A 22,047-nucleotide genomic window follows, 5' to 3' on the forward strand; every position below is an offset into this window, starting at 1 on the left:
CTACTCACGAGTGTGAATCACTTCATCATTTCTTCCGTAACATCGAAGTCCACAAATCCGTAATCTCATACCCTAACCGCCAGAACGCAACGCCGGCCAAATCATATTGCTGCGCAATCGAAATCCGCTCCAAAATCGTATTCGCGGTCTCGGACCAGAACACGTAGGTGTAGCCGTTCTCGTAATATTTGTATTTGGTTTGCCCAAATTCAGGATCGTAAGTGCCGACAGCTCCTTTGTCCGCAATCAATTTAGGCACTTGGCTCATAATGACAGCGCGGGAAACATACTCGCCGTTACTATCCTTCACAATCTGCCCATTCGCATCGAGCTTCCATTCCCGTACATAGAAAGGAACGCCGAGCATGAGCTTCGAACGCGGGATGCCGTAGTTGAGGTACTGCTGCACACCTTCCTTGACCCAGTCGAGTCCTGCGACGGAGCCTGGGGTATCGCTGCCTTGCCAGTATTGGTCATAAGCCATAATGATGACGGTATCGACGATTTTGCCGATGGCTTCGATGTCATAAGCGGTTTTGTTGTTCCATGCGATGTCGCCGCGGAGCAGGTCGATGGATACTTTCAGCCCTTGCGCATGCGCGGCGGACGTTAGCTGCGAGACAAACGAAGTTAGCGAAGCCCGATTAGAAGCGGCAACGCCTTCAAAATCTAGATTAACACCCTCGGCGCCAAGCGCCTTCAGCCGGCTGACCAGCTTTTGGACAAACTGCTGTCTAGCCTGCGGATTCGAAAGGAATTGGTTCGTTCGTTTCGCATCAAAATCATTATGGACCAGCGGCCATATCCGCAATCCGCGTGAATGGAGCGAAGCTGCTAATTCGTTGTTGGACAAGTCCGTTAATGTGCCTGCGCCGTCCTTAAGCGAGAACCAAGTCGGTGACGTAATATCGAGCCCTTGCGTATTCGCTAGCTGGCTCTGGATCGTGCCGACGGCAGCCGTTCCGTTCCAGCCCAAGTAAGCTAACGACTGCACATTGGACCAAATGGAGTGGCCGTCGGTTGTCGTTACCGTAGTATGGGCGAATTTGGACGCATAGGCCACAGCACCACCGATCGTATGGAAGGCGCCGATTTTGGCATCGCCTTGGTAGACGCCGAGGTAAGGGATGTTCGTCCACATTTCCTTGTCACCTTGCATGACCTGTGCATTCGAGTAGGGCTTCGCTGCGTTAACGGCTGCTAATAATCCCGTGTACGCCCCAATCATGCGGCCATTCTGATGAACCTCAAATGCGGGAGCATTGGAATGAACAATGGTGTTCGTCATCGAGTTAATGACTTGGCTGTTCGGAATTTTGGCTGCTGCTTGAATCGCATCATAGAGGAACGCGTACGCAGCGCCATCCTCCGAGCCAGCTTCCGATGTTACGGTATAAATGGTTGGCCCAGCCTGTTGCTTCTGCTTCTGGGCGGCGGTTAAGTTGCTCCACACCCATTGCTTGGTCGTCAAATCGATCACATGGGCGTTGGACCATTTGGCCGCTTCCTTCTTAGCTGCTGCGAGCGTAGGGAACGACCAATTCGGCTTCGTAACGTCGCCCTGATAAAGCTGGAATAAGGCAATTTGGCTATAAGCCCAGCCCGGCTGCTGCAAATCCCGTATGTAGACGTTGCGCATCGTCTTGGCGAGCTTTAGAGCATCGTTGTACGTTTTGAACTGCCAGCTTGATTTGGTCACGCCGTTCTGGTAAACCGCAAAGCGGGGAATGTTGTCCCATTTCCAGTAGCGCCCTGATATTTTTTCAACATGGCTGTAGGCAAAAGATTTGGCATACGCGATTGCCTGGTTGTAATCAGCAAATTCTTTTAACGCGCTGTCGTTCTGATAAACTCGGTACTGCGTCATTTTGGTGGATGCTGCGGCGGATGCCCAGGCCGTTGACCCAGCTTGAAGGGCTATTACTACCGCTCCCGCCGCAATCCAATGTTTAAGTTGCAAGCTGCTGTTCACGCTCCCTCTGATTGGTCTACTCTATTAGACGCAAGTTTCAGAGAGAGGTTTCTTGGTAATTACTATCATTAATTAATAGAGCGTTTTCACTGGTACCATTGCCGGATGAGTGCCATAACGGTTTTCATTTCCTCATCGGTCCCAATCGAGATGCGAATCTTGTCTTGTAAACGGGGTGCGTCAAAATACCGGACAGCCACGCCATGCTCAGCTAGCTTATTTTTCAGCGCAAGCGCATCGGGAAAGCGATCACCAGTTGGCGGGGCGCATAGGATGAAGTTCGTATCGGACGGGACAACGTCGAACCGAAGCTCGCGAAGCGCGGTTTCGGTTTGCATGCGGGTGCGGCGAATCGTCTCAGCAATTTGCTGCGTATAAGCTTGATCGGCAAGCGCGGCAACCGCAAGCGATTCACTGACGGCGCTAATATTGTAGATGGTTTTGGTCAAATGGAGCGCGGCGACGATGGACGGATCTCCGATGCCGTATCCGACACGCGTGCCAGCGAGCCCATACGCTTTGGAAAAGGTGCGCAGTACCAGCAGGTTTGAGTATCGCTCGACCAGCGGAATAGCCGAATGGGCAAGCCCGGCAAAATCGATATACGCTTCGTCGATGACGACTAAGCCCGCTGCTCTGCTGGTCAACCGTTCAATTTCATCGAGTGCCAGCAGCCTGCCTGTCGGCGCATTCGGATTGATAAGCGCGATCACGGATGCCTGTGCAGCAAGGAGCGCATCGACATCAATCGAGAAGTCGGTGCGTGTTTCCATGCGCATGAGCTTGGCTTGCGCCGCTGCTGCGGCCGTTTCATAGAAATTAAATGAAGGATAAGGCATCGCAATTGTGCCGCCTGGCCCGACGAAGGTGTGGAAAATCATCGTAATCAGCTCGCTTGAACCGTTGCCGCATACGATCTGGGAAGGGGAAACGGCATGGTGCTTCGCAATTGCAGATTTGAGTGTTCCGTAGTCGGCGGCCGGATAGCGGCTGACTGTTTGCTCTAGCAGCTTGTTCATCTGCTCGCGAACGAGCGGTGACGGTGGATAGGGGCTTTCATTTTGATCCAGTTTAATTGTCGTATTGGAATCCGGCATTGCCTGTACCGAAGCCACGCTGCTGTAAGGCTTAAGCTGGCTAACATGGGGGAGTGCGTAAGTCATCGTATTTCCTCCTTGTGAATGGGGTGGTGCTGTTGCTTTTCTTTTGGCCGTCTCGGTGATAGGATGATCTTACGATGTATCTGTCATTTGATAAATGTACAGATTTATATAATTGAAAGTGACAGATTGAGCTGAGGAGGGGAATAGCTATGGCTGAGTTGACACCGTTCATCGACGAGAAATCGGCAGAGCCGATCTATATCCAACTGTACCGCTATATTCGCAAAGAGATGGTGGAAGGGCGGATTGTGGCAGGGACGAAGCTGCCCTCTGTTCGGGAGCTGGCGCAACGATTGAGCATTAGCCGAACGCCAATTGCTCTCGCCTACGATCAGCTGCAGGCGGAAGGGTATGTGAGGACGCGGCCGAGGAGCGGGATTTTTGCAGAAGCGCTGCCGGAAGTGGCTGATTCGATGGGAGGGACGGGTCGCCAGGATCAGGTGAAGCGGGAAGGCAGGAATAACGAGCAGGAACGTACAATTTCTGCGGGAACGACTGCGCTAGCGCATGAGCCTAACGGCCGTGCTATCACCATCGACTTTGGCGTTGGCGCGATTGATTGGTCAAAATTCCCTGCTGCTGCATGGCGCAAATGGATGAATGAATGTTTGCAAACGGACAAAGGCCGATTGTATCAGCATAGCGAGCTACAAGGGGAGCGGGAGCTGCGGGAAGAAATTGCTGCATACTTGCATCGAACGAGAGGCGTACGGTGTACGCCGGAATCGATCGTGATCGGAGCAGGCACGTACCATTCATTAGATCTAGCGCTGATGCTCATCTATAGCGATGGTTCGGAGAAGCATATTGCATCAGAAGCGGCAGTGAATGAGGGTGTGCAACGGTTATTTAAGCGCCATCAGTTGCAGGTACAGCCGATCATGCTCGAAGCGGACGGTATAGCGGTAGACGAATTGCATCATTTACGTTTAGGGTCCGTTCGGGCTGCCTATGTCACGCCTTCGCATCAATATCCGCTAGGCATGACGTTATCGGTCGCCAAGCGAATGAAGCTGCTGCAATGGGCAGCGGAAACAGGCGGCTATATTATTGAGAACGATTATGATGGCGAGTTTCGGTATGCGGGTCGCCCGATTCCCGCGCTTCAGGGGCTGGACGAGCAGGGCTCTGTCGTATACGTCGGAACCTTCTCGCAAGCGGTCACGCCTTCGTTCAGGCTCAGTTATGCGGTGCTGCCGCCAGCACTGTTAACTCGATTTCAGGAGCGGCGGCACAGCTACGACCAGTTCGCATCCCCCGTTTTTCAGCATGCGATGCGATTATTCATGTCATCAGGCGGATTCGGCCGCCATATGCGCACGATGCGGGCGTTGTATCAGCGTAAACGGGACACGGCGCTCCATACGATCCGAAGCGTTTTTCAGATTGAACCGGGAGTGGAACGAAAACCTGCTGTTACTGTTATCGGCGAACACTCCGGTCTCCATATGCTGTTACGGCTGAATAATGGGTTAACTGAACAAGAGATGATCGATCGTGCATCGGCCGTTGGCGTAAGCGTATACCCGATATCCGGGTATTGGTTCCAACCAAGCGACGCTCATCAATACGAATCTACGGTGTTAATCGGCTTCGGCGGTTTGTCGGAGGAAGCCATACGGGTAGGCCTTGCACGGCTGGCGAAAGCATGGGGATTGGGTGAGCGTGATGAATGCTCAATTTAGTGTAAGTAAAAGCTGTCCAATTGCCATTGCCAGTACCAGTACCAGTGGCCTTTTTGGACAGCTTTTCATTAATTTCAAATGTGTTAAGGCATCGCAAGAAAAGGTTGGGTGGGAACAGGAACTTTATTGTGCTGCCATTGCATTTCGTACAATTCGAAAGGCATGATAGGCCTACCCTGGATGTTCCCATTGCAGTTCATGCAATGAGATACGGTCTTGAAGAGCCACGATGTGCCCAAAACATCGAAAGCCACCTCTCCCGTTGCACAATGTGCAATGAGGACTCCACGATTCCGCATTCACGTTGATTCCATTGTATGAACTGCAATGAGGTTGCCGATGCACGCACCAATACCACCTTTAATTCGACGCACAAATAAGGCATGGCTATATCGCGTCACATTATAGTATGATGGGTAGATATCCCAAAGATAGTAGGTGTATACATGAGTGATAGATTTCGCGAAGTGATTGCTACAGGGGAGCAATTTGACGAGCTGCGTGCTCTATGTGGGGGCAATCCTAGCCAGAGAGCATCAGACAAAGTAATAACGACGCTAGATTCACATTGCAGGGAATTTATCGCCAAGTCCCCTTTTTTATCGATGTCTACCTCGAATGCGAGCGGCAGATGTGATGTTTCCCCTCGAGGGGATGAACCTGGGTTTGTGCTTGTTCTTGATGATCATCATTTATTTATTCCAGAACGTCCGGGCAATCGGAGGATGGACTCGGTTCAAAATATTTTGACAAACCCACATATTGGCCTTCAATTTTATATTCCGGGGTTAGGAGAAACGTTGCGGGTGAATGGAAAAGCATTCATATGCCGCGATCTCGAGCTTCTCGAAAGATGTGTTGTCAATGGCCGCGCTCCTGTATTCGGCATTGGCGTCGAGGTAGAGGAATGTTATTCCCATTGTGCAAAAGCATTCATTCGATCGGGCCTATGGTCTCCAGATTCATGGCTCCATAAAGATCAACTTCCTTCACCTTCGCAAATGTTGATTGACCATGCGAAGCTCCAGAATGTGACTGCAGAAGAAGTGGCAATTGACATGAATGAAGGCTATAAGCAACGGCTTTATTGATTACAGGTGATTCTACGCTACTTGAAACGAGGAATAGGAAGATGGCCGAAACAGCGTATAATTTGCAATTTGAGATATTGTGCAATAACTTGCAGCTTGGTGAAATAACTGCGGTGCCAGAAGCGGTATCGGGCGGGCTTATGCACAAAATGTATGCCGTCCAAACCAAGAAAGGCAAGTATGCCATTAAAGCATTAAATCCTCAAATTATGCTTAGGCAGACGGCGTTGCAAAACTATTTGAACTCTGAAAAAATTGCTAATGTTGCTTCAAGGCATGTGCCTGCATTGGCAGCCAAAGCGTTTAATGGCATTTTCATGCACAATATAGCTAATCAATTCTATCTAATATTCGATTGGATAGAGGGTGTAAGCTTGAAATCTGATGAGTTGGATATTATTAACTGTGAGAAAATGGGCAGAATGCTTGCGGATATCCATCGCGCTGATTTTGCTGGGTTAGGTTTGGCTAAAGAGGGTGCAAGCCGTTCGTCGCTAACTGACTGGAATTTTTATTTGAAAAAAGGAAAACAACATCATTCGGTTTGGCTAAGCCAACTGCAACAACATCTTGATCAGCTTGAAGATTGGAATGCGATAGCAATCAGTTCGGCCATACAACTTGAATCAGACATGGTTATAAGCCATAGGGATTTGGAGCCGAAAAATGTGATGTGGAAACAAGGCAATCCTATTCTTATTGATTGGGAGTCAGCTGGGTACATAAATCCTATGCAAGACTTGACAGAAACAGCTATTTATTGGTCGTCTGATGATAGTGGGAACATTGATAAGGAAAAATTCATGGCATTCATCTCAGGTTATAAATCTAAATATGGAACACTTCGTGCAAATTGGAGAATAGTTTTAGCAAATGGGTTTTTAGGCAAATTAGACTGGCTTGAATATAGCTTGAAACGTTCATTGGGAATTGAATGTACGGACATAGAAGACCAGAAAGTGGGGACTTCTCAAGTTATAGGCACATTAGATGCATTAGTTCAATACGCGGATAGGATCACGGAAATAGAGCAATGGTTAAATGAGAGCGATGCTTGAGCTGAGAGGGATATCGGCAACGATACTTGGGGGACGGAACCTATGGATAAAGCAATAGAAATTGAAGACTATAATAATAATTGGGGATTAATGTATGAAGAAGAAGCGAAGGCGATCAAGCAATTGTTAGGCGATACAGCCATCGCTATTGAACATATCGGAAGCACTTCCATTAAGGGGTTAGCGGCTAAGCCTGTTATCGATTTTATGGTTGGAGTATCAGATTTAAAAAATGTCGAACGGTTTATTGAGCCTCTGAAAACAATCGGATATGAGCATGTGTATCATGATGAATTTCCGGAGAGAAGGTTTTTTCGTAGAGGCGAGTGGCGAGCGGGAACGCATCATCTGCATGTTTATCAATATGGAAGTGAACAATGGCATAATCAAATTTTGTTCCGAAATTATTTGAGGGCACATGCTGATGTGCTGGAGAGTTACTCCCAATTGAAAAAAGGCTTATCAGAACAATACCGAAATGACAGAACAGCCTATTCGAACGCGAAACATCCATTCATCGTTGATGTGATTGCGAAAGCAAAGAACGAGCAATTGCATATTAATTCATTTCAAGAATGCCATAGCCTGGCTTCATTAATGAACAATTATGATAAGCCATGGTGTATCGCAGGCGGTTGGGCAATTGACCTGTTTCTTGGGCACGTAACAAGAAAACACGCTGACATTGAAATAATAATCCTGCGGGAAGACCAGGCCGATTTACAACATTATTTGAGCGGCTATTCGTTTCAAAAAGTTCGTAATGGACAGATCGAACCATGGCTGATTAATGAAAAGCTTGAATTGCCGATCCATGAAGCCTACGCAGCGAATGCGAATGCCAAGTTAGAAATTCTGTTGAATGATTCTGTAGCTGATGAATGGGTATACCGTAGAGATGGCAGAGTGAAGCGGCCGCTTTCCGAGATCATTTATTTCTATAATGGGATTCCGTATCTTAATCCTGCTCTCGTTCTGCTATACAAATCAAAGGAACCAAGGGCGAAGGATGAGCAAGATTTCCAAACTGTTTATATGCATCTTGAAAAGCAGGACAAGCTGTGGCTAAAGGATGCTATTAAAATCTGTTATTCCGAACATCGCTGGCTTCACAGCCTTTAGGCAGGAAGAGGCATGATGCAAGTAGGTTGGCTATTCGCAAAGATGTAGCACCTGAATAGCCAGTAAATTGAGCTTATCCCTTATTGAAAAATGGATAAGTTTATGCTAATTTTTAATAAACACCGTTCATTAAATGGAGGCGCAATGACCCAACCAACGGACCCAACCAACCTATCTACTAGACAATTCGGACGCCGAAGGAGGGGGGAACAGAAGGAGCAGCTTAAGGAGCTCATCTTGAAAACGGCCAGCGAGTTGTTTATCGAACAAGGTTACAGCGCCTTCTCGATGCGGAAACTGGCGGAGAAGCTCGGGTATTCCCCAGCTACCTTATATATCTATTATCACGATAAGGATCATTTGCTGTTCAGTGTTGTGGACGATGCTTTTACTCTCTTTCGAATGGAATTGGCGCAAGCCGCGAGCAGCACAAACAATCCGTGGGAACGTCTTAACCGGATTGGAGAAGCCTATATTCAATTCGGGCTCACGCATTCAATTTATTATCAATTAATGTTTATGTGGCGAATCGATTACTTAATTCAAGCGAAGCAAGGGGAAGAAACGCCTCGCCTGGAAGCTTTTCAAGTATTGTTCGATTCGGTCAAATATGCGCAAAACAATGATGCCATCAAAGCGGGAGACCCTTATGTGTATAGTGATATGCTTTGGGCTGCTTTGCATGGCGTTGTGGCACTGTCGATCCAAATGCCTATGTTTACGCCTGAACGATCGGCAAAGCTTGTTGCTGAGACCAAAGAAATGCTTTATATGGCCTTGCGGCCATAATTTTTTTCAAATTAAGTGAACACCGTTCATTATATTTAAAAGGGGACATGAGTCATGGGCACATTACTATTCTTTCATGTGTTAGGCGTTATTTTATTATTGGGAAATGCTTTTACCGTGACGTTCTGGAAGCTTCGGGCAGATTACAGCAATGACCTGTCACTGAAGCTTCAAACGGTGAAAAACATTATGATTTTGGACTACATTTTCACGTTGCCTGCCATCGTCATGATTCTTGGAACGGGACATCTTCTTGCCGGCAGAGCGGGCTATTCGGTATTTGCATGGAGCTGGCTGGGGATTTCCTATGGTCTGTTTATTTTGTCTGGCGTAATATGGCTGTTCGCGCTGCTTCCGTTACAGAGCAGAATGATAAGGGAAGGCAAGCTCTCCTATGAGCAAAATGTGATGACGAAAGCGTTTAGCCGTGCATCACGCACTTGGAACTTTTATGGCGTATTAGCGACCTTAACGCCGATCGCTTCAATGATATTGATGGTTTGGAAGCCAACCTTGTAAGAAAAATTAAAGATACATTAGTATGGCTGCCATCAATTGTGGCAGCCATTTGTTATAATGAACGAGAGCTTGGTTCAAGCAGAATCGGAATAGATTGGGGTGTGGAGAAAATGGGATTCGAACTAATTGCTGCTGCAGAGCGCGGAGATACGAATAAACTCATACAGCTGCTGGAAGCAGGAGCTAAACTAAATGTACAGGATAACAGGGGAAGAACGGCCATATTGGCAGCAACCCATGCGAATAAACCGGACATTGTCCAAATTCTCATTGATGCCGGAGCGGATATTAACCTGCAAGACAATATAAAAGATAATCCATTTCTTTATGCCGGAGCTGAGGGGCGCCTGGACATTCTCAAGCTTCTTATTGAAGCGGGAGCCGATACAACGATAACCAATCGATATGGTGGGTCTGCGCTCATCCCGGCAGCGGAGAAGGGCCATGTAGAAAATGTAAAAGTGTTGCTAACAACGACGGATGTAAACATAGACCACATCAATAACTTAGGTTGGACTGCACTGCTTGAGGTTGCTATTCTGGGCAATGGCGGCACTCGCCACCAACAGATCGCACAGCTGCTCATTGATCATGGAGCAGATATCAACATAGCCGACCGAGAAGGCGTCACTTCGCTGCAGCATGCTCGGAGGAATGGTTTTGCTGAGATCGAACGCATCCTAGCCAATGCCGGCGCAAAGTAATTTGGCCTCCTCTTAAAGCCACCTTAACCTCGAAATTTGGCCGCTTAGCCTGATAACGTTTCTAACCCCTATGCCACCGAGTAGATTAATGTATGAAAATACATGAAGCGAAAGGTGGTTTTTATGAAATTAGCGACTCGAATAATGGTTGGTGTTTTCCTCTTAGCTGGAATCGGATTTGGCGTGTTAGCCTATATGAATCGGCCGATATCAAAAGAGCTTGTTAACAAGAAAATTGAAAAACACCTCCAAGAAATCGTCGAAAACAATGATTCACTATCGAGTGCATTGCTGACGATTTACGATAACCGAACAGGCGATTTGCAACAGTTTGCAGTCGGTACGGCCCATCGGGCTTCCGAACAGCCTGTTCAAGTCGATAGCCCCTATCATGCAGCCAGCGTGGGCAAAACAATGTGCGCTACGGTCTTTGGCATGCTAGTAGATGAAGGCAAAATCAGCTATGGCGACAAAATCAGTACTTGGTTAGCGCCCGATATGCTTAAGGGTTTGTTTGTGATAGATGGCACAGTTTATTGCGATCAGGTAACCATAGGGCAGTTGCTAAGCCATACATCCGGAGTTGGCGATTATTTTGAAGGCCCAGTGAACAAGGGGAAAACGATCATCGAGATCATGGCATCAGAGCCAGAGCACGCATTCAGCCCGCAATCATTAATTGCTTTTACTAGAGACAATCAGAGTGCTATTGGAAAACCGGGACAGCAGTTTTATTATTCAAATACGGGATATATTTTGCTAGGACTGATTTTGGAAGCGATCGAGGAGAAGCGTTATGCAGACATTTTAAACGAGCGAATATTTGAGCCATTGGGCATGGAAGATACGTATCTAATGTGTCAGCGGTTATACGTTCATGACAAGCGAACTCCTTGCCACGATCAACAGTCGCTGTTAAGAAAGCGCGTGTTGAGAGGGAGGTTACTGTCTGCTTGAAAGCCTCTTCCATAGAAGCTGCTGTACGATCAATCATCTTAACGGAATGGTAGAATCTTGTTTTACGTTCAGCAAACGTAGATACACATGCCTTGCTCTTTCCACGGCTAGAAACCATGGTATCCAACTCCCAATGGCCGAACGTTTCTCTTTTACGCACTTCTTTAGGACGCTGATGAATCGATAGCCCAATATTGAAGCGGCCGCTTCCCCTTGTGCCTTAGAAATGCCGTATTGCCTTTAACCAGCAAACCCTGATAGATCCAACGGTAGATCGTTTTAAAAGATACCCGAAGATCGGATTCTTCTTGTTTCATCCTGCCTTCTATCTGTTCCGGAGACCAGGTTTCTGTCAGTTTTGCCGTGATATACTGCTGCCGGGCAGCATTCCATTTCTCATAACGTTTGCAATGCTTTCGTTTCTTTATCTAGTCCTCCTGAGCCTTCTCAGCGCAGTAAGATTCTTGGTTGCCTTGACGCTGTAACTCACGCGATACACTGGAATGGTGATGACCAATTTTGCGAGCAATTGCCCAATCGGTCCATCCCATTCGATGTAGCAATTCTAGCTGACTTCGTTCTCTTGTGGTAAATGCTTATAGCTCATGGCTGATTCCTGTGTAGGGGTTGTGTGGTAACTTCATTCTACACACGAATCAGCCATGGGTCATTTTTATGTGTCGCACTTCATATTACAATCCGTCGTATATAAAAAAATATTTGAATTCTTTGTACAATTATCGAAATATGTTAATGAAAATTCGAGATATTCTGAGTATTTAAATGTATAGCGACCTTTAATCAGAAACTTTGAAAGAGCAGGTTTTTTCATTCTTAGACCACAGGAATTAGAGATACAGAATGTAAAATATATACCACTAAGTGGTTGGTATGATAGATTTGTGTCGACGGTTCCTTATGACTTAGATAATTTGTAATTATCCTGAATTAGAGAACTGGTCGATTGTGGTCAGATACTGCCATGATTGACCTGTTTTTATTATCACAATTGTAGATTAGAAAATAAGTGGATGCAGATTTAGACAGTTTCGATCATTTACCTATAGCACATCAGGGGCCCTGAGCAGTCAGCGTAGAGGTTGCCGGGGCAAAAAGTTAGGATTAAACTAAAAGGTAAACTAGTTAACCTGCGAACTAATCCTGCCCGAGAGGAATTAATCTTATGGATTTAATTAAAGAACCCATTCTCTACAACGACCCTCTGCTTCGCATTCAAGTACGTAGCTTTCATAGTAAGGCCATATGCCAACATGGGTGGCATTTCCATCCACAGGTAGAGATTATTGCTGTACGGTCCGGAACGATGGAAATTCACACGCCAGCTGAAGTTTATCACTTGCGAGCGGGAGATGTCTTGCTTCTGGGATCATGCCAACCCCATCTCGATCTGAGAAAACCAAACGAAGTGGTTGATTATGTTGTGCTCCAATTCGAGCTGGAGGCATTCATCGATTCCAACATGCTTCCGTTCCTTCACTTGTTTCAGGAATCTTTGCTGCCGCTAGCCAAGTTAAACATATTGTTTAAAGAGAATTTGGAATTGCGGCAACAGTTCTACAGCACAGTAATCGAATTGCAACAGGAACATGAACAGATGCAGAGAGGCTATGAGCTGGCGATTAACTATTTGGTGAAAAAATGTATCTTTTTATTGATACGTTATGACCATAAAGGGCTGTTTGAACATAACCTATCGATGAACTATGCCAAGTTAAAGTTAGTTTTCGAGTATGTGGAAGCGAATTTGTCCGATAAAATAACGGTCGAGCAGGCGTGTTTCCTCGTCAATTTTAGCTATACTTATTTCCTTAAATATTTTAAACAGACGATGGGCATGACGTTCACTGATTATGTCATCCATCGCAGAATCAAACATGCAGAACGGCTGCTTCTGACGGAGGACCTCAGTATTGCCCAAATTGCTGAGCAAGTCGGCCTGCCGAACTTATCGCACTTCTACAAGCTGTTTAATCGCGTCCATCAATGTTCCCCTAAAAGCTTTAAAGACGCTATCGTCGCCAGAGCTAATGTAACGATTGAAGGCGGGTCTCGGATGATGACAACAGAATAGCATCATAATGGAGCGGTATCGGATATTGGAAATCGGTTTCTGTGAAGTTACGATAGACGAAGAGATGAAATAACAATCTTCGAGGTGACTTCCTATGGTGCAAGAAGCAGTTTATAACAGAAAATGGTGGAAAGAAAGCGTCGTATATCAAATTTACCCGAGAAGTTTCATGGATACTAACGGGGATGGCATTGGAGACCTGAAGGGGATTACTTCGAAACTTGATTATCTGCGCGATTTGGGCATCGACGTGATTTGGATCTGTCCCTTCTACAAATCGCCAAACGATGATAATGGATATGATATTAGCGATTATTATGCGGTGTCTGAGGAATTCGGAACGATGGAGGACTTTGAACAATTGTTGGCGGAAGCCCATCGCAAGGGAATCAAGGTTATCGCCGATCTTGTCTTAAACCATACGTCAGACGAGCATCCATGGTTCGTCGAAGCCCGGGCATCCCAAGACAGCCCTAAACGGGATTATTATATTTGGAGAGAAGGAAAAGAAAAAAATGAGCCTCCATCGAACTGGGGATCATTTTTCGGCGGTTCTGCATGGGAGTTTGATGAACAATCGAAGGAGTATTATCTGCATATTTTCAACAAGAAGCAACCGGACTTGAATTGGGAAAATCCGCTTTTAATTGAGGAGCTTCATCAAATGGTGCGCTGGTGGCTGGATAAAGGCTTAGATGGATTCCGTATCGATGCGATCAACCATATTGTCAAGCTGGAAGGGTTCCCGGATGTTGAAGCGCCAGCCCATGAGAAGAACGTAACCGCGCATCATTTTTTCTCCAATCTGCCTAAAGTGCACGATCATATTCAACATCTCAATCGGAAAGTGTTCAGCGATTATGACATCATGACGGTTGGGGAAGCTGCGAATACGAGTCCAGAAGAAGCTTTGTTGTATGTGGATGAGAAGCGGGACGAGCTGAATATGGTGTTTCACTTTGAGCATATAAGCATGGACAATAACGGTGAAGGCATCGCAAGCTGGGAGAAGAATCCTTGGCCATTGTCTCAGCTCAAAGGAATTTTAAACCAATGGCAAACGAAGCTTCACGGCAAAGGTTGGAATGCGAATTTTTGGAGCAATCATGACCAGCCGCGGGCTGTTTCTCGATTCGGCAATGATCAAGAATACCGTATAGAGTCAGCCAAGCTACTGGCAACGCTGATGTTTATGTTGGAAGGCACCCCGTATATTTACCAAGGGGAAGAAATCGGCATGACGAATATACAGTTGCCTTCGATTGATGATTATCGGGATAGCGTTACCCATTATTTTTATCGCCAGGCACAGAGGGAAGGCTGGGCGGAGAATCGAATCATGGGGGCCATTCATCAAACAAGCAGAGACAACGCCCGAACGCCTATGCAATGGAATGGCGATGCACATGGCGGATTTACAACCGGAACGCCATGGATTTCAGCTAATCCGAATGCGAGCTGGATTAATGTAGAGTCTGCTGAGCAAGATCCAAACTCTATATTGAACTATTACAAGCAATTAATTGCGCTTCGCAAACAATATCTTGTTGCAGTTTACGGCAAATATGAGGCTATGCTCCTTGAACATCCATCCATACTAGCCTTTACAAGGACTTTGGGGAATGAACAATTGGCCGTTGTCATGAATTTCTCGGCCACTTCAGCACAATTGGACCTCACTGAGGCTCTAGCTGGCAAATCGATGCGATTACTGTTATCCAATGTAGATCGCAATACGAATGAAACGTTGGTTGAGGATCGTCTTGGACCCTATGAGTCCAGAATTTATATAAGGGAGGCCACACCATGCTAACTAAATTTCCAACAAAAGGATCAAACGGTGTGCGATTTGTTTATTATACGGATGCTCCTGTTGATAGTGTTGCTCTAGCAGGGACCTTTAATAATTGGAACGGCGATAGGCATTACATGAACAGGATGGAAGATGGGATAGGCTGGGAGATCGAATTGCCTATTCTCAAGGGACGGCATCTCTACAAGTTTGTGGTGAATGGGGAAGCGTGGATTGTAGACCCGTCGAACCCGAGCATATCCGAGGATGCGCAAAATAACTCGTCCATTACCGTAACGGAAGATGGCGAAGTGCTGATTCGAACAAATGAAATTTCAAAAGAACACCCTGGATATATGTATGAGAACTTCACTGCTCTTGCTAGTCCAGAATGGCTTAGTAAATCAGTCATTTATGAGCTGCATCTTCGTGCTTTTGGAGAAATCGGTTTCCTTGGATTGGCCGATAAGCTGGACTATTTTGAAGAATTGGGTATCAATACATTGTGGCTGATGCCATTCAACGAAGTAGGGCATGAACGCAGAATTGGCAAATACGGTGATCCCTATGCGGTAAAAGATTTTTATTCGATCGATCCACAATTCGGAACGAAAGAAGATTTACTGTTCTTTATGCGTAAAGCTCATGAGAAGGGGATCAAAGTTATTCTGGATTGGGTGTTGAACCGCGCGAGTGTGGATCATATTCTGACAGGCAGCCATCCGGATTATTTTACGCATAATGAACAAGGCGAGATCTACTATGATGTGCCTAACCGTGAATACTTTGCCGGGTTAGAATTTAGCAGCCGTGGGATGAGGAACTATGTCATTGAGGCGATGAAATATTGGATTGCCGAGTTTGATTTTGACGGCATTCGATTGGATGATTCGGATATTACGCCTTATGATTTCCTCGTTGAGATCAAGCAGGCGCTGCGGGAAGTAAAATCTGATCTCATCTTGATCTCTCAGTCATACGATGAATACCATCATCTTGAATCCTGTGATTTGACCTATAACGGAAATCCTCGCATTCTTATTGGCCAACTAATTGACGGAACGATTACGCAGGCCGATTTTATAACGATTTATAACTCTTGCAAGTACAGCTTCCCGAAAAATGCGCTCAGGATGAATTGGCTTGAGGACAAAGAACAGACGAGAATCTGTGAGCATCTAGGCGCGGAGCATGCAGGGCCTGCTGCTTCAATCTTGCTGACGCTAGAAGGCGTTCCCCTCGTCATGATGGGACAGGAGTTTAATGAGAATACGTGGGAAACATGGACATCCCTTTTCGATGAATACAAACTCAACTGGGATTCGTTTGATGCAAGGATGTTTGAGCACTATAAATTCCTGATCCGCCTTCGAACCAATGAACCGGCATTCTGGGCGGGCGAATTAACGTTCGTTCAAAGCTCGGAAAATAGGGTGTTGTCCTACGTAAGGCAGCATGAAGGCGTCAAGTTTTTGGTTATCGTTAATTTGTCAGAGGAGCCTGTGAACGTTCAGTTTGATCATGAAACGGTGGCAAGCGAGTTTATCAAAAATGGGCAGAATCTGCTCTATCGTACAGGAAGTGATGATCTTCACACGGAGGAAGATGGTTCAGCATTACGGGTGGATCGCTGTGAAACAATCATATATAAAGTGAGTAAATGCATGAATGAGGGGGACCTCTAGGATGTACCCCCAATTTGATTTGACAGGCAAGGTTGCCATGATCACGGGAGCTAGCAAAGGGATCGGGCATGGGCTTGCAAAAGCGTTGGCTCACGCTGGTGCGAAGGTTGCAGTTGCAGCAAGAAACCGGGAAGAACTAGAATTATTAGTTTCTGAGATCCGGGCTGGCGGAGGCGTAGCTGCTGCTTTTGTACTAGATGTTCGGAATGTGCAAGAGATTGATTCGGTCATCAATCAGGTGAATCTTCATTTTGGAAGATTGGATATTTTGGTTAACAATGCTGGACTGGGCAATAATCATCCAGCAGTCGATGTGACAGAAGAAGATTGGGACAACATGATGGATGTGAATCTCAAGGGGTTGTTTTTCTGTTGCCAATCAGCAGGAAAGATTATGCTTGCGCAGGGATATGGCAAGATCGTCAATATGAGCTCACAGGCTAGTGTCGTTGGCATCGTAGACCACGCTGTCTATTGCACCTCCAAGGGCGGGGTAAATCAATTGACGCGCGTTCTCGCATTGGAATGGTCTTCCAAGGGCGTGAATGTGAACGCAGTCGGGCCAACCTTTACTTATACGCCGGGCAATTCAGAGCGCCTGGATAATCCCGCTTATTTAGAAGGGGTTCTGGCAAGAATTCCTAACCGGCGTTTGGCTGAGATTAGTGATGTCGCAGGTGCTGTCATTTATCTTGCTTCACCAGCAAGTGATATGGTAACGGGCGTTACGTTAATGGTTGACGGAGGCTGGACGGCGCAGTAAAAGACTAGCGCTGAATCAACGTACTCTGCAATCAGCATAATGCTCACAAATCATAGAAGTGTGGGAACTAGAAGCAACGAAGGCACAGTCCCCAAAGCCCGATGTTGAGACAGGGCTTTTTTAACGGACCGTACAGCCGTTATGGCCCCTCCATATGCGTCGATTACAAATGTAACGGACTCCATGGCCCTTATTTAGCCAATTTTCTGCCTCACGGTAGTCTTTTTAGCTAAATAAGGGCTGGCAGGTCCGTTAGAGCAAAAAAGTGCCCGATTTTGGTCAAATAAGGGCTCCTCGGTCCGTTAGAAATAGATAACCTCATGGATACACAAACAACCCCCGAAGCGTCCTGCTACGCAGTAGCGGATTCGCTTCGGGGGTTGTTCTGTGATCATCTTGCCATCTTCATCAAATCGTGATGTCGGCCCAAAACTCTTCATCGGCATCAAGCGTAATCTGGGAGCGATATACACGTGTATCGTACTGCTCCAGCATGTAACGCTCGATCGCCTCAAGCAGGTTGGCTTCTACGAGATATTGGCTGCGGCCTTGTACCCAAACTTCTGCAGTGAAGCCATACTCCTCATCCCACGACAGCTGCACTTCGACCTCGGTAGGGGAGACGCCCTTCCGGCTTCCGATGTGCAAACAGACGGCATTAATGATCTCATCAGTAAGGAGTCGCATAATTAGTAACGTCTCCGATTGTCATGGTTGTTTCGGTTTCGTCGGAAGTACTGAATAGCAGCTCGGACTAGTGCGAACAAAGCGAAAATCGCAAATACGTTAATGAGCAAACCGATTAGGTTGCCGAAAAATCCCATGTTGGAGAAAATGCCGCCGAACAACAATCCAGCAAGCCCGCCAATCATGAGGCCTTTCATAAAGCTGCCTCCGCTGAAAAATCCTCGTTTGGCGGTCGTATTGGCTGCCGAACCTGATTTGTTGCCAGGATTCGACTGGCTTACGTTATTGGTGTCTTTCTTCGGTGTTTGGGTATAACCTTGCTTAGGAGATTTTACGGATCTCCGCGGCTTTGCGTCGGCCGTTTCCGTCACCACTACGAAGAGCAGAGTGAAAACCATGAATAAAGCTAGTGCTTTTTTGAACAAATTAATCTCCTCCAGTTGCCGTTGTTAGGCTCTCGTTGCACTCTAACCCTATTACGGCTACAATGAACGTTGGTTTCAAAAATATGAAGATCGGGGGATGCTGCAGTAGATGGAAAAACGTTATCCGCTATCATATATATCCTATTTGTCCGAATTTCATGCAACACGCGATTTTTTTGAGTGCCACGAGCTGCTGGAAGAGTATTGGAAAGAGCATCCGAATGAGCCGTTAACCGATACTTGGCACGGCCTTATTCAGCTGGCGGTAGGCTTGTACCATCATCGCAGAGGCAACTGGGCAGGCGCACTGAAGATGTGGACGCAAGCGCTCATTCGGCTTCACGAGGACAAGCTAGAGCAGCTTGGGCTTGATGGAGGCGCGTTATTAAGAGAGTTAACGGAGCGCAGGGATCTGCTGGAACGGGATCATACATACAGCTATATAGACATGACGTTGCAGATTCGTGATGCTGAGCTTAAGGAAGCTTGCTTGCAGCAATGCAGGACGAATGGATGGACATGGGGAATGCCGAGCACAGAGGCAGATGAGTCCGTGATCCAACGCCATAAAACAAGGGACCGCAGCGAGGTTGTAGCCGCTAGGGCGCTTTCGGCGGAGCAGAAGCGGCACGAGCGAATGCAGGGCTAGCTCTTGCAACATGATTAACTAAAAGAGGACACCTAACCGCGCTTGCCGCGTGGAAAGGTGTCCTTCTATAATTTCGTTCCGGTTTCTTTACTCGACTACGAGTGCTTGATAACCTTCTGTTACCACTTCAAGCTTGCCAGTCTCTGGATGGACAATCAGCCCGTGCACCGGCGTGTTCGGCGGAAGCAGAGGATGGTTGCGAATAATATTTACTGAGTTCTCAACGCTCTGGTGAACGTTCTCGAAGCCGCGCAGCCAGCGCATCAGGTCCAGGCCAGAGTTTTTCAGCGTCTTGATGGTGTCGCCGGATACGCCGCGGTCAACCATTTTGCTAATGCTTTTCTCTGGGTTAATGCCTGTCATGCCGCAGTCATGGTGGCCGATGACGACTACTTCATCTGCGCCAAGCTCATAGATAGCGACGAGCACGCTGCGCATAATGTTGCCAAAAGGCTGTGTGACGATAGCGCCGGCATTTTTTATAATTTTGACATCGCCGTTATGAATGTTCATCGCTTTAGGGAGGAGCTCCGTAAGGCGGGTATCCATACACGTGACGATTACCATTTTGCGATTAGGGAATTTATCCGTCTTGTAGGGCTCGTACTGCTTGTCTTGGACGAATTGTTCGTTGTACGCAATAATTTGATCTAATTGGTTCATGTGAAGGTCCTCCTCTGAAGGGGTGGGATGTGTATATGAAGGTACAATTAAAGTTCGCTATTATGGGATCACGATTGCAGCAAGCGCATATGGTTTGTATAAATTTGCCCATCGCTCTTCAAGCTGAAGGCGTGGCGCGATTCATCGAAGTCGACTCGCATCTTAGGCTCGAAAAAAACTTCGAAGCGAGGTTCATACCAAAATGGGAATGGGTCGCCGTTGCCGAGTGCTTCATCGGGCCCGCCGGATTCGACTATTTGCAACGCGGGAACGCCGCTGACGACGCAACCGCAGCCTTCGGTATCATACAACAGTTTAATCTGGCGGTTTCCGTCCGCAAGATACGGCTTGAGCGCTGCTTGTGCCGATGGTGAAAACGTGATATGCATTCGGATTTCCTCCACTCTATCTATCTCTATTATGTGCATTAAAGTTGATTATAAGTGGTTCAAAAAGTATGATCAAGTAGCAAGGATCTGAATGAAAGGTGGAGAGAACGAATGACGACACAAAGCGAGCAGGCATTACATACGTTCAAGGACAAAATTAAGCAAATTAAAAGTTATGATGAAGCGCTAGGCGTGCTGTACTGGGATTTGCGCACCGGTGCACCGCGTAAAGGAACCAACACCCGTTCAGAGGCGATAGGCGTCTTATCGACGGAGATGTTTAAGCTATCTACGTCGGACGAAATGGGCGAGCTGTTGGCCCAGCTTGAAGCGCCTGAAGCGATTGGGCAATTAAGCGATATTGACCGCCGCCTCGTTGCGGAGACGCGCAAGGATTATGACCGCAGCGTTCTCATTCCACCGCAGCTTTATCAGGAATATGTTGTGCTAACTTCGCAATCGGAGTCGGCGTGGGAAGAAGCGAAGGAGAAGGGCGATTACGATGAGTTCCGTCCTTATTTGGATAAAATCATTAATTACACGAACCAGTTCATCGATCTATGGGGCGCCAAAGAGACGCGTTATGACACGTTGCTTGACCAGTATGAGCCTGGCATGACCGTAGATGAGCTGGACCGGGTGTTCAGCGGGCTGCGCGACAAGCTGGTTCCATTGGCATCTGCAATCGCGGCGTCGCCGCATCAGCCGGATACATCGTTCTTGAAGCAGCAATATGCGAAGGAAGCGCAAAAATCGTTCAGCTTGTTCGTCCTTGGGCAGATGGGCTTCGATTTCGAGGCTGGAAGGCTCGACGAGAGTGTACATCCTTTTGCTACAGGGCTGAACCCGGGCGATGTGCGGATTACGACACGCTATTTGCAAGATGATGTTACGAGCGCGTTGTTCGGCACGATCCATGAAGGCGGCCATGCGCTGTATGAGCAAAACATTCGCCAGGACTTAATCGGTACGACGCTTGCAACGGGAACCTCGATGGGCATTCATGAATCACAGTCCCGTTTCTGGGAAAATGTGATCGGGCGAAGCCGCCCGTTCTGGGAACGTTACTACGGCGATCTGACGAGCCGCTTCCCAGGGCAGCTGGACCATGTGCCAGTGGATGATTTCTACCGTGCGACGAACGTCGTAGCGCCTTCGCTCATCCGGATTGAAGCTGACGAGCTTACTTACAACCTTCATATTATCATCCGTTATGAAATTGAAAAGATGATCTTTAATGAAGGGGCCAAGGCGGCGGACCTGCCTGCGATCTGGAATGACAAGTACCGTGAGTATCTGGGCATCGTGCCAGATAGCAACGCTAACGGCGTGCTGCAGGATGTGCATTGGTCCGGCGGCGCGTTCGGGTATTTCCCTTCGTATTCGCTCGGCAATATGTACGCGGCGCAAATCGCAGATACGTTGGAGCGTGAGCTGCCGAACTTCTGGCAGTTGGTAGGCAGCGGAGATTTGCTCCCGATCAAGCAATGGCTGACCGAGCGTGTGTACCAATGGGGCAAAGCGCGGACGCCTTCCGAAATTATCGTGGGCGCAACGGGCAAGCCGCTAGATCCATCGCATCTCGTGACGTATTTGGAACGGAAATATAAAGATATTTATAAACTGTAAGCCCAGAAATGTGCCCTATTCGGCCAGCTATCGCGTTAGAGCGCGAATAGGGCAGAAAAATCTGTGTGCCCCCAAGTCTACTTGCGGGCACTTTTTTGCGTGGCAAGAAGTTCAACTATACCCTTCACTTGCCATGCACCTCCGCATTCGCCCATGCATAGGTTGTAGTACTCAATAATAGGCACCGGTTCGTTAACGAAATAACGAATGCAC

20 protein-coding genes and 1 pseudogene are annotated in these 22,047 nt (G+C 47.2%); 14 read left to right on the forward strand and 7 right to left on the reverse strand.

Annotated elements, in window-relative coordinates:
- Positions 1–25: 25 nt before the first annotated feature.
- Together GON22_RS08515 and hisC are read right to left on the reverse strand one after the other, a co-directional pair.
- A complete protein-coding gene (locus GON22_RS08515) occupies positions 26–1,960 on the reverse strand; it encodes a glycosyl hydrolase family 18 protein (protein WP_237179080.1) in 1,935 nt (644 codons plus the stop codon).
- A gap of 98 nt (positions 1,961–2,058) precedes the next feature.
- Positions 2,059–3,135, reverse strand: a complete 1,077-nt coding sequence (gene hisC, locus GON22_RS08520; protein ID WP_160395691.1) for a histidinol-phosphate transaminase — start codon at positions 3,133–3,135, stop codon at positions 2,059–2,061.
- A 149-nt stretch (positions 3,136–3,284) separates the two neighbouring features.
- On the opposite strand from hisC, the gene pdxR reads away from it, so the two are divergent.
- The 8 genes from pdxR (at position 3,285) to GON22_RS08560 (ending at position 11,060) form a co-directional block, all read left to right on the forward strand.
- On the forward strand, positions 3,285–4,820 hold the full coding sequence (gene pdxR, locus GON22_RS08525; protein ID WP_160395692.1) for a MocR-like pyridoxine biosynthesis transcription factor PdxR: 1,536 nt from the start codon (positions 3,285–3,287) through the stop codon (positions 4,818–4,820).
- A gap of 446 nt (positions 4,821–5,266) precedes the next feature.
- A complete protein-coding gene (locus tag GON22_RS08530) occupies positions 5,267–5,911 on the forward strand; it encodes a pyridoxamine 5'-phosphate oxidase family protein (protein WP_160395693.1) in 645 nt (214 codons plus the stop codon).
- Positions 5,912–5,952: 41 nt separating this feature from the next.
- A complete protein-coding gene (locus tag GON22_RS08535; protein WP_160395694.1) occupies positions 5,953–6,969 on the forward strand; it encodes a phosphotransferase in 1,017 nt (338 codons plus the stop codon).
- 42 nt (positions 6,970–7,011) lie between these two features.
- A complete protein-coding gene (locus tag GON22_RS26545) occupies positions 7,012–8,091 on the forward strand; it encodes a GrpB family protein (RefSeq protein WP_160395695.1) in 1,080 nt (359 codons plus the stop codon).
- Positions 8,092–8,235: 144 nt separating this feature from the next.
- Positions 8,236–8,880 carry a TetR/AcrR family transcriptional regulator gene (locus tag GON22_RS08545; RefSeq protein WP_160395696.1) on the forward strand — a complete coding sequence of 215 codons (645 nt, stop codon included), beginning with the start codon at positions 8,236–8,238 and terminating at the stop codon, positions 8,878–8,880.
- A 54-nt stretch (positions 8,881–8,934) separates the two neighbouring features.
- On the forward strand, positions 8,935–9,399 hold the full coding sequence (locus GON22_RS08550; protein ID WP_160395697.1) for a DUF2269 family protein: 465 nt from the start codon (positions 8,935–8,937) through the stop codon (positions 9,397–9,399).
- Between the two features lie 110 nt (positions 9,400–9,509).
- Entirely contained in the window at positions 9,510–10,103 is a 594-nt protein-coding gene (locus GON22_RS08555; protein ID WP_160395698.1) for an ankyrin repeat domain-containing protein, read from the forward strand.
- 195 nt (positions 10,104–10,298) lie between these two features.
- Complete coding sequence (locus tag GON22_RS08560) at positions 10,299–11,060, forward strand: serine hydrolase domain-containing protein (protein ID WP_237179086.1); 762 nt, start codon at positions 10,299–10,301, stop codon at positions 11,058–11,060.
- On the opposite strand, the pseudogene GON22_RS25990 reads toward GON22_RS08560, so the two are convergent.
- Positions 11,005–11,220: pseudogene (locus GON22_RS25990) on the reverse strand (IS30 family transposase); the annotation flags it as partial. The gene GON22_RS08560 and the pseudogene GON22_RS25990 sit on opposite strands and share 56 nt — an antisense overlap.
- Positions 11,221–12,243: 1,023 nt before the next feature.
- On the opposite strand from GON22_RS25990, the gene GON22_RS08575 reads away from it, so the two are divergent.
- The 4 genes from GON22_RS08575 to GON22_RS08590 all read left to right on the forward strand — a co-directional run bounded on the left by GON22_RS08575 (position 12,244) and on the right by GON22_RS08590 (position 17,392).
- On the forward strand, positions 12,244–13,152 hold the full coding sequence (locus tag GON22_RS08575) for an AraC family transcriptional regulator (RefSeq protein WP_160395701.1): 909 nt from the start codon (positions 12,244–12,246) through the stop codon (positions 13,150–13,152).
- A 94-nt stretch (positions 13,153–13,246) separates the two neighbouring features.
- The gene (locus tag GON22_RS08580) at positions 13,247–14,965 is read left to right on the forward strand and encodes a glycoside hydrolase family 13 protein (protein WP_160395702.1); all 1,719 of its coding nucleotides are present in this window, start codon (positions 13,247–13,249) and stop codon (positions 14,963–14,965) included.
- Positions 14,959–16,629 (forward strand): alpha-amylase family glycosyl hydrolase, encoded by a 1,671-nt coding sequence (locus GON22_RS08585; RefSeq protein WP_160395703.1) that lies wholly within the window; start codon positions 14,959–14,961, stop codon positions 16,627–16,629. The genes GON22_RS08580 and GON22_RS08585 overlap by 7 nt, the downstream gene beginning before the upstream one ends.
- 1 nt (position 16,630) lies before the next feature.
- Positions 16,631–17,392 carry an SDR family NAD(P)-dependent oxidoreductase gene (locus GON22_RS08590; protein ID WP_160395704.1) on the forward strand — a complete coding sequence of 254 codons (762 nt, stop codon included), beginning with the start codon at positions 16,631–16,633 and terminating at the stop codon, positions 17,390–17,392.
- A gap of 408 nt (positions 17,393–17,800) precedes the next feature.
- On the opposite strand, the gene GON22_RS08595 is transcribed toward GON22_RS08590, so the two are convergent.
- Together GON22_RS08595 and GON22_RS08600 are read right to left on the reverse strand one after the other, a co-directional pair.
- Complete coding sequence (locus GON22_RS08595) at positions 17,801–18,079, reverse strand: YxcD family protein (RefSeq protein ID WP_160395705.1); 279 nt, start codon at positions 18,077–18,079, stop codon at positions 17,801–17,803.
- A 2-nt stretch (positions 18,080–18,081) separates the two neighbouring features.
- Positions 18,082–18,504 carry a hypothetical protein gene (locus GON22_RS08600; protein ID WP_160395706.1) on the reverse strand — a complete coding sequence of 141 codons (423 nt, stop codon included), beginning with the start codon at positions 18,502–18,504 and terminating at the stop codon, positions 18,082–18,084.
- 109 nt (positions 18,505–18,613) lie between these two features.
- Here GON22_RS08600 and GON22_RS08605 point away from each other — a divergent pair, with 109 nt between their 5' ends.
- Positions 18,614–19,153 (forward strand): DUF309 domain-containing protein, encoded by a 540-nt coding sequence (locus GON22_RS08605; RefSeq protein WP_160395707.1) that lies wholly within the window; start codon positions 18,614–18,616, stop codon positions 19,151–19,153.
- An 87-nt stretch (positions 19,154–19,240) separates the two neighbouring features.
- Here GON22_RS08605 and GON22_RS08610 read toward each other — a convergent pair whose 3' ends face one another.
- Positions 19,241–19,816 (reverse strand): beta-class carbonic anhydrase, encoded by a 576-nt coding sequence (locus GON22_RS08610; RefSeq protein ID WP_160395708.1) that lies wholly within the window; start codon positions 19,814–19,816, stop codon positions 19,241–19,243.
- 68 nt (positions 19,817–19,884) lie between these two features.
- Entirely contained in the window at positions 19,885–20,205 is a 321-nt protein-coding gene (locus GON22_RS08615) for an iron-sulfur cluster biosynthesis family protein (RefSeq protein WP_160395709.1), read from the reverse strand.
- Positions 20,206–20,316: 111 nt separating this feature from the next.
- Here GON22_RS08615 and GON22_RS08620 point away from each other — a divergent pair, with 111 nt between their 5' ends.
- Positions 20,317–21,834 (forward strand): carboxypeptidase M32, encoded by a 1,518-nt coding sequence (locus tag GON22_RS08620; RefSeq protein WP_160395710.1) that lies wholly within the window; start codon positions 20,317–20,319, stop codon positions 21,832–21,834.
- Positions 21,835–22,047: the final 213 nt, after the last annotated feature.

It is taken from the genome of Paenibacillus sp. MMS18-CY102, from assembly GCF_009789195.1.
Taxonomy (GTDB): domain Bacteria; phylum Bacillota; class Bacilli; order Paenibacillales; family Paenibacillaceae; genus Paenibacillus_T.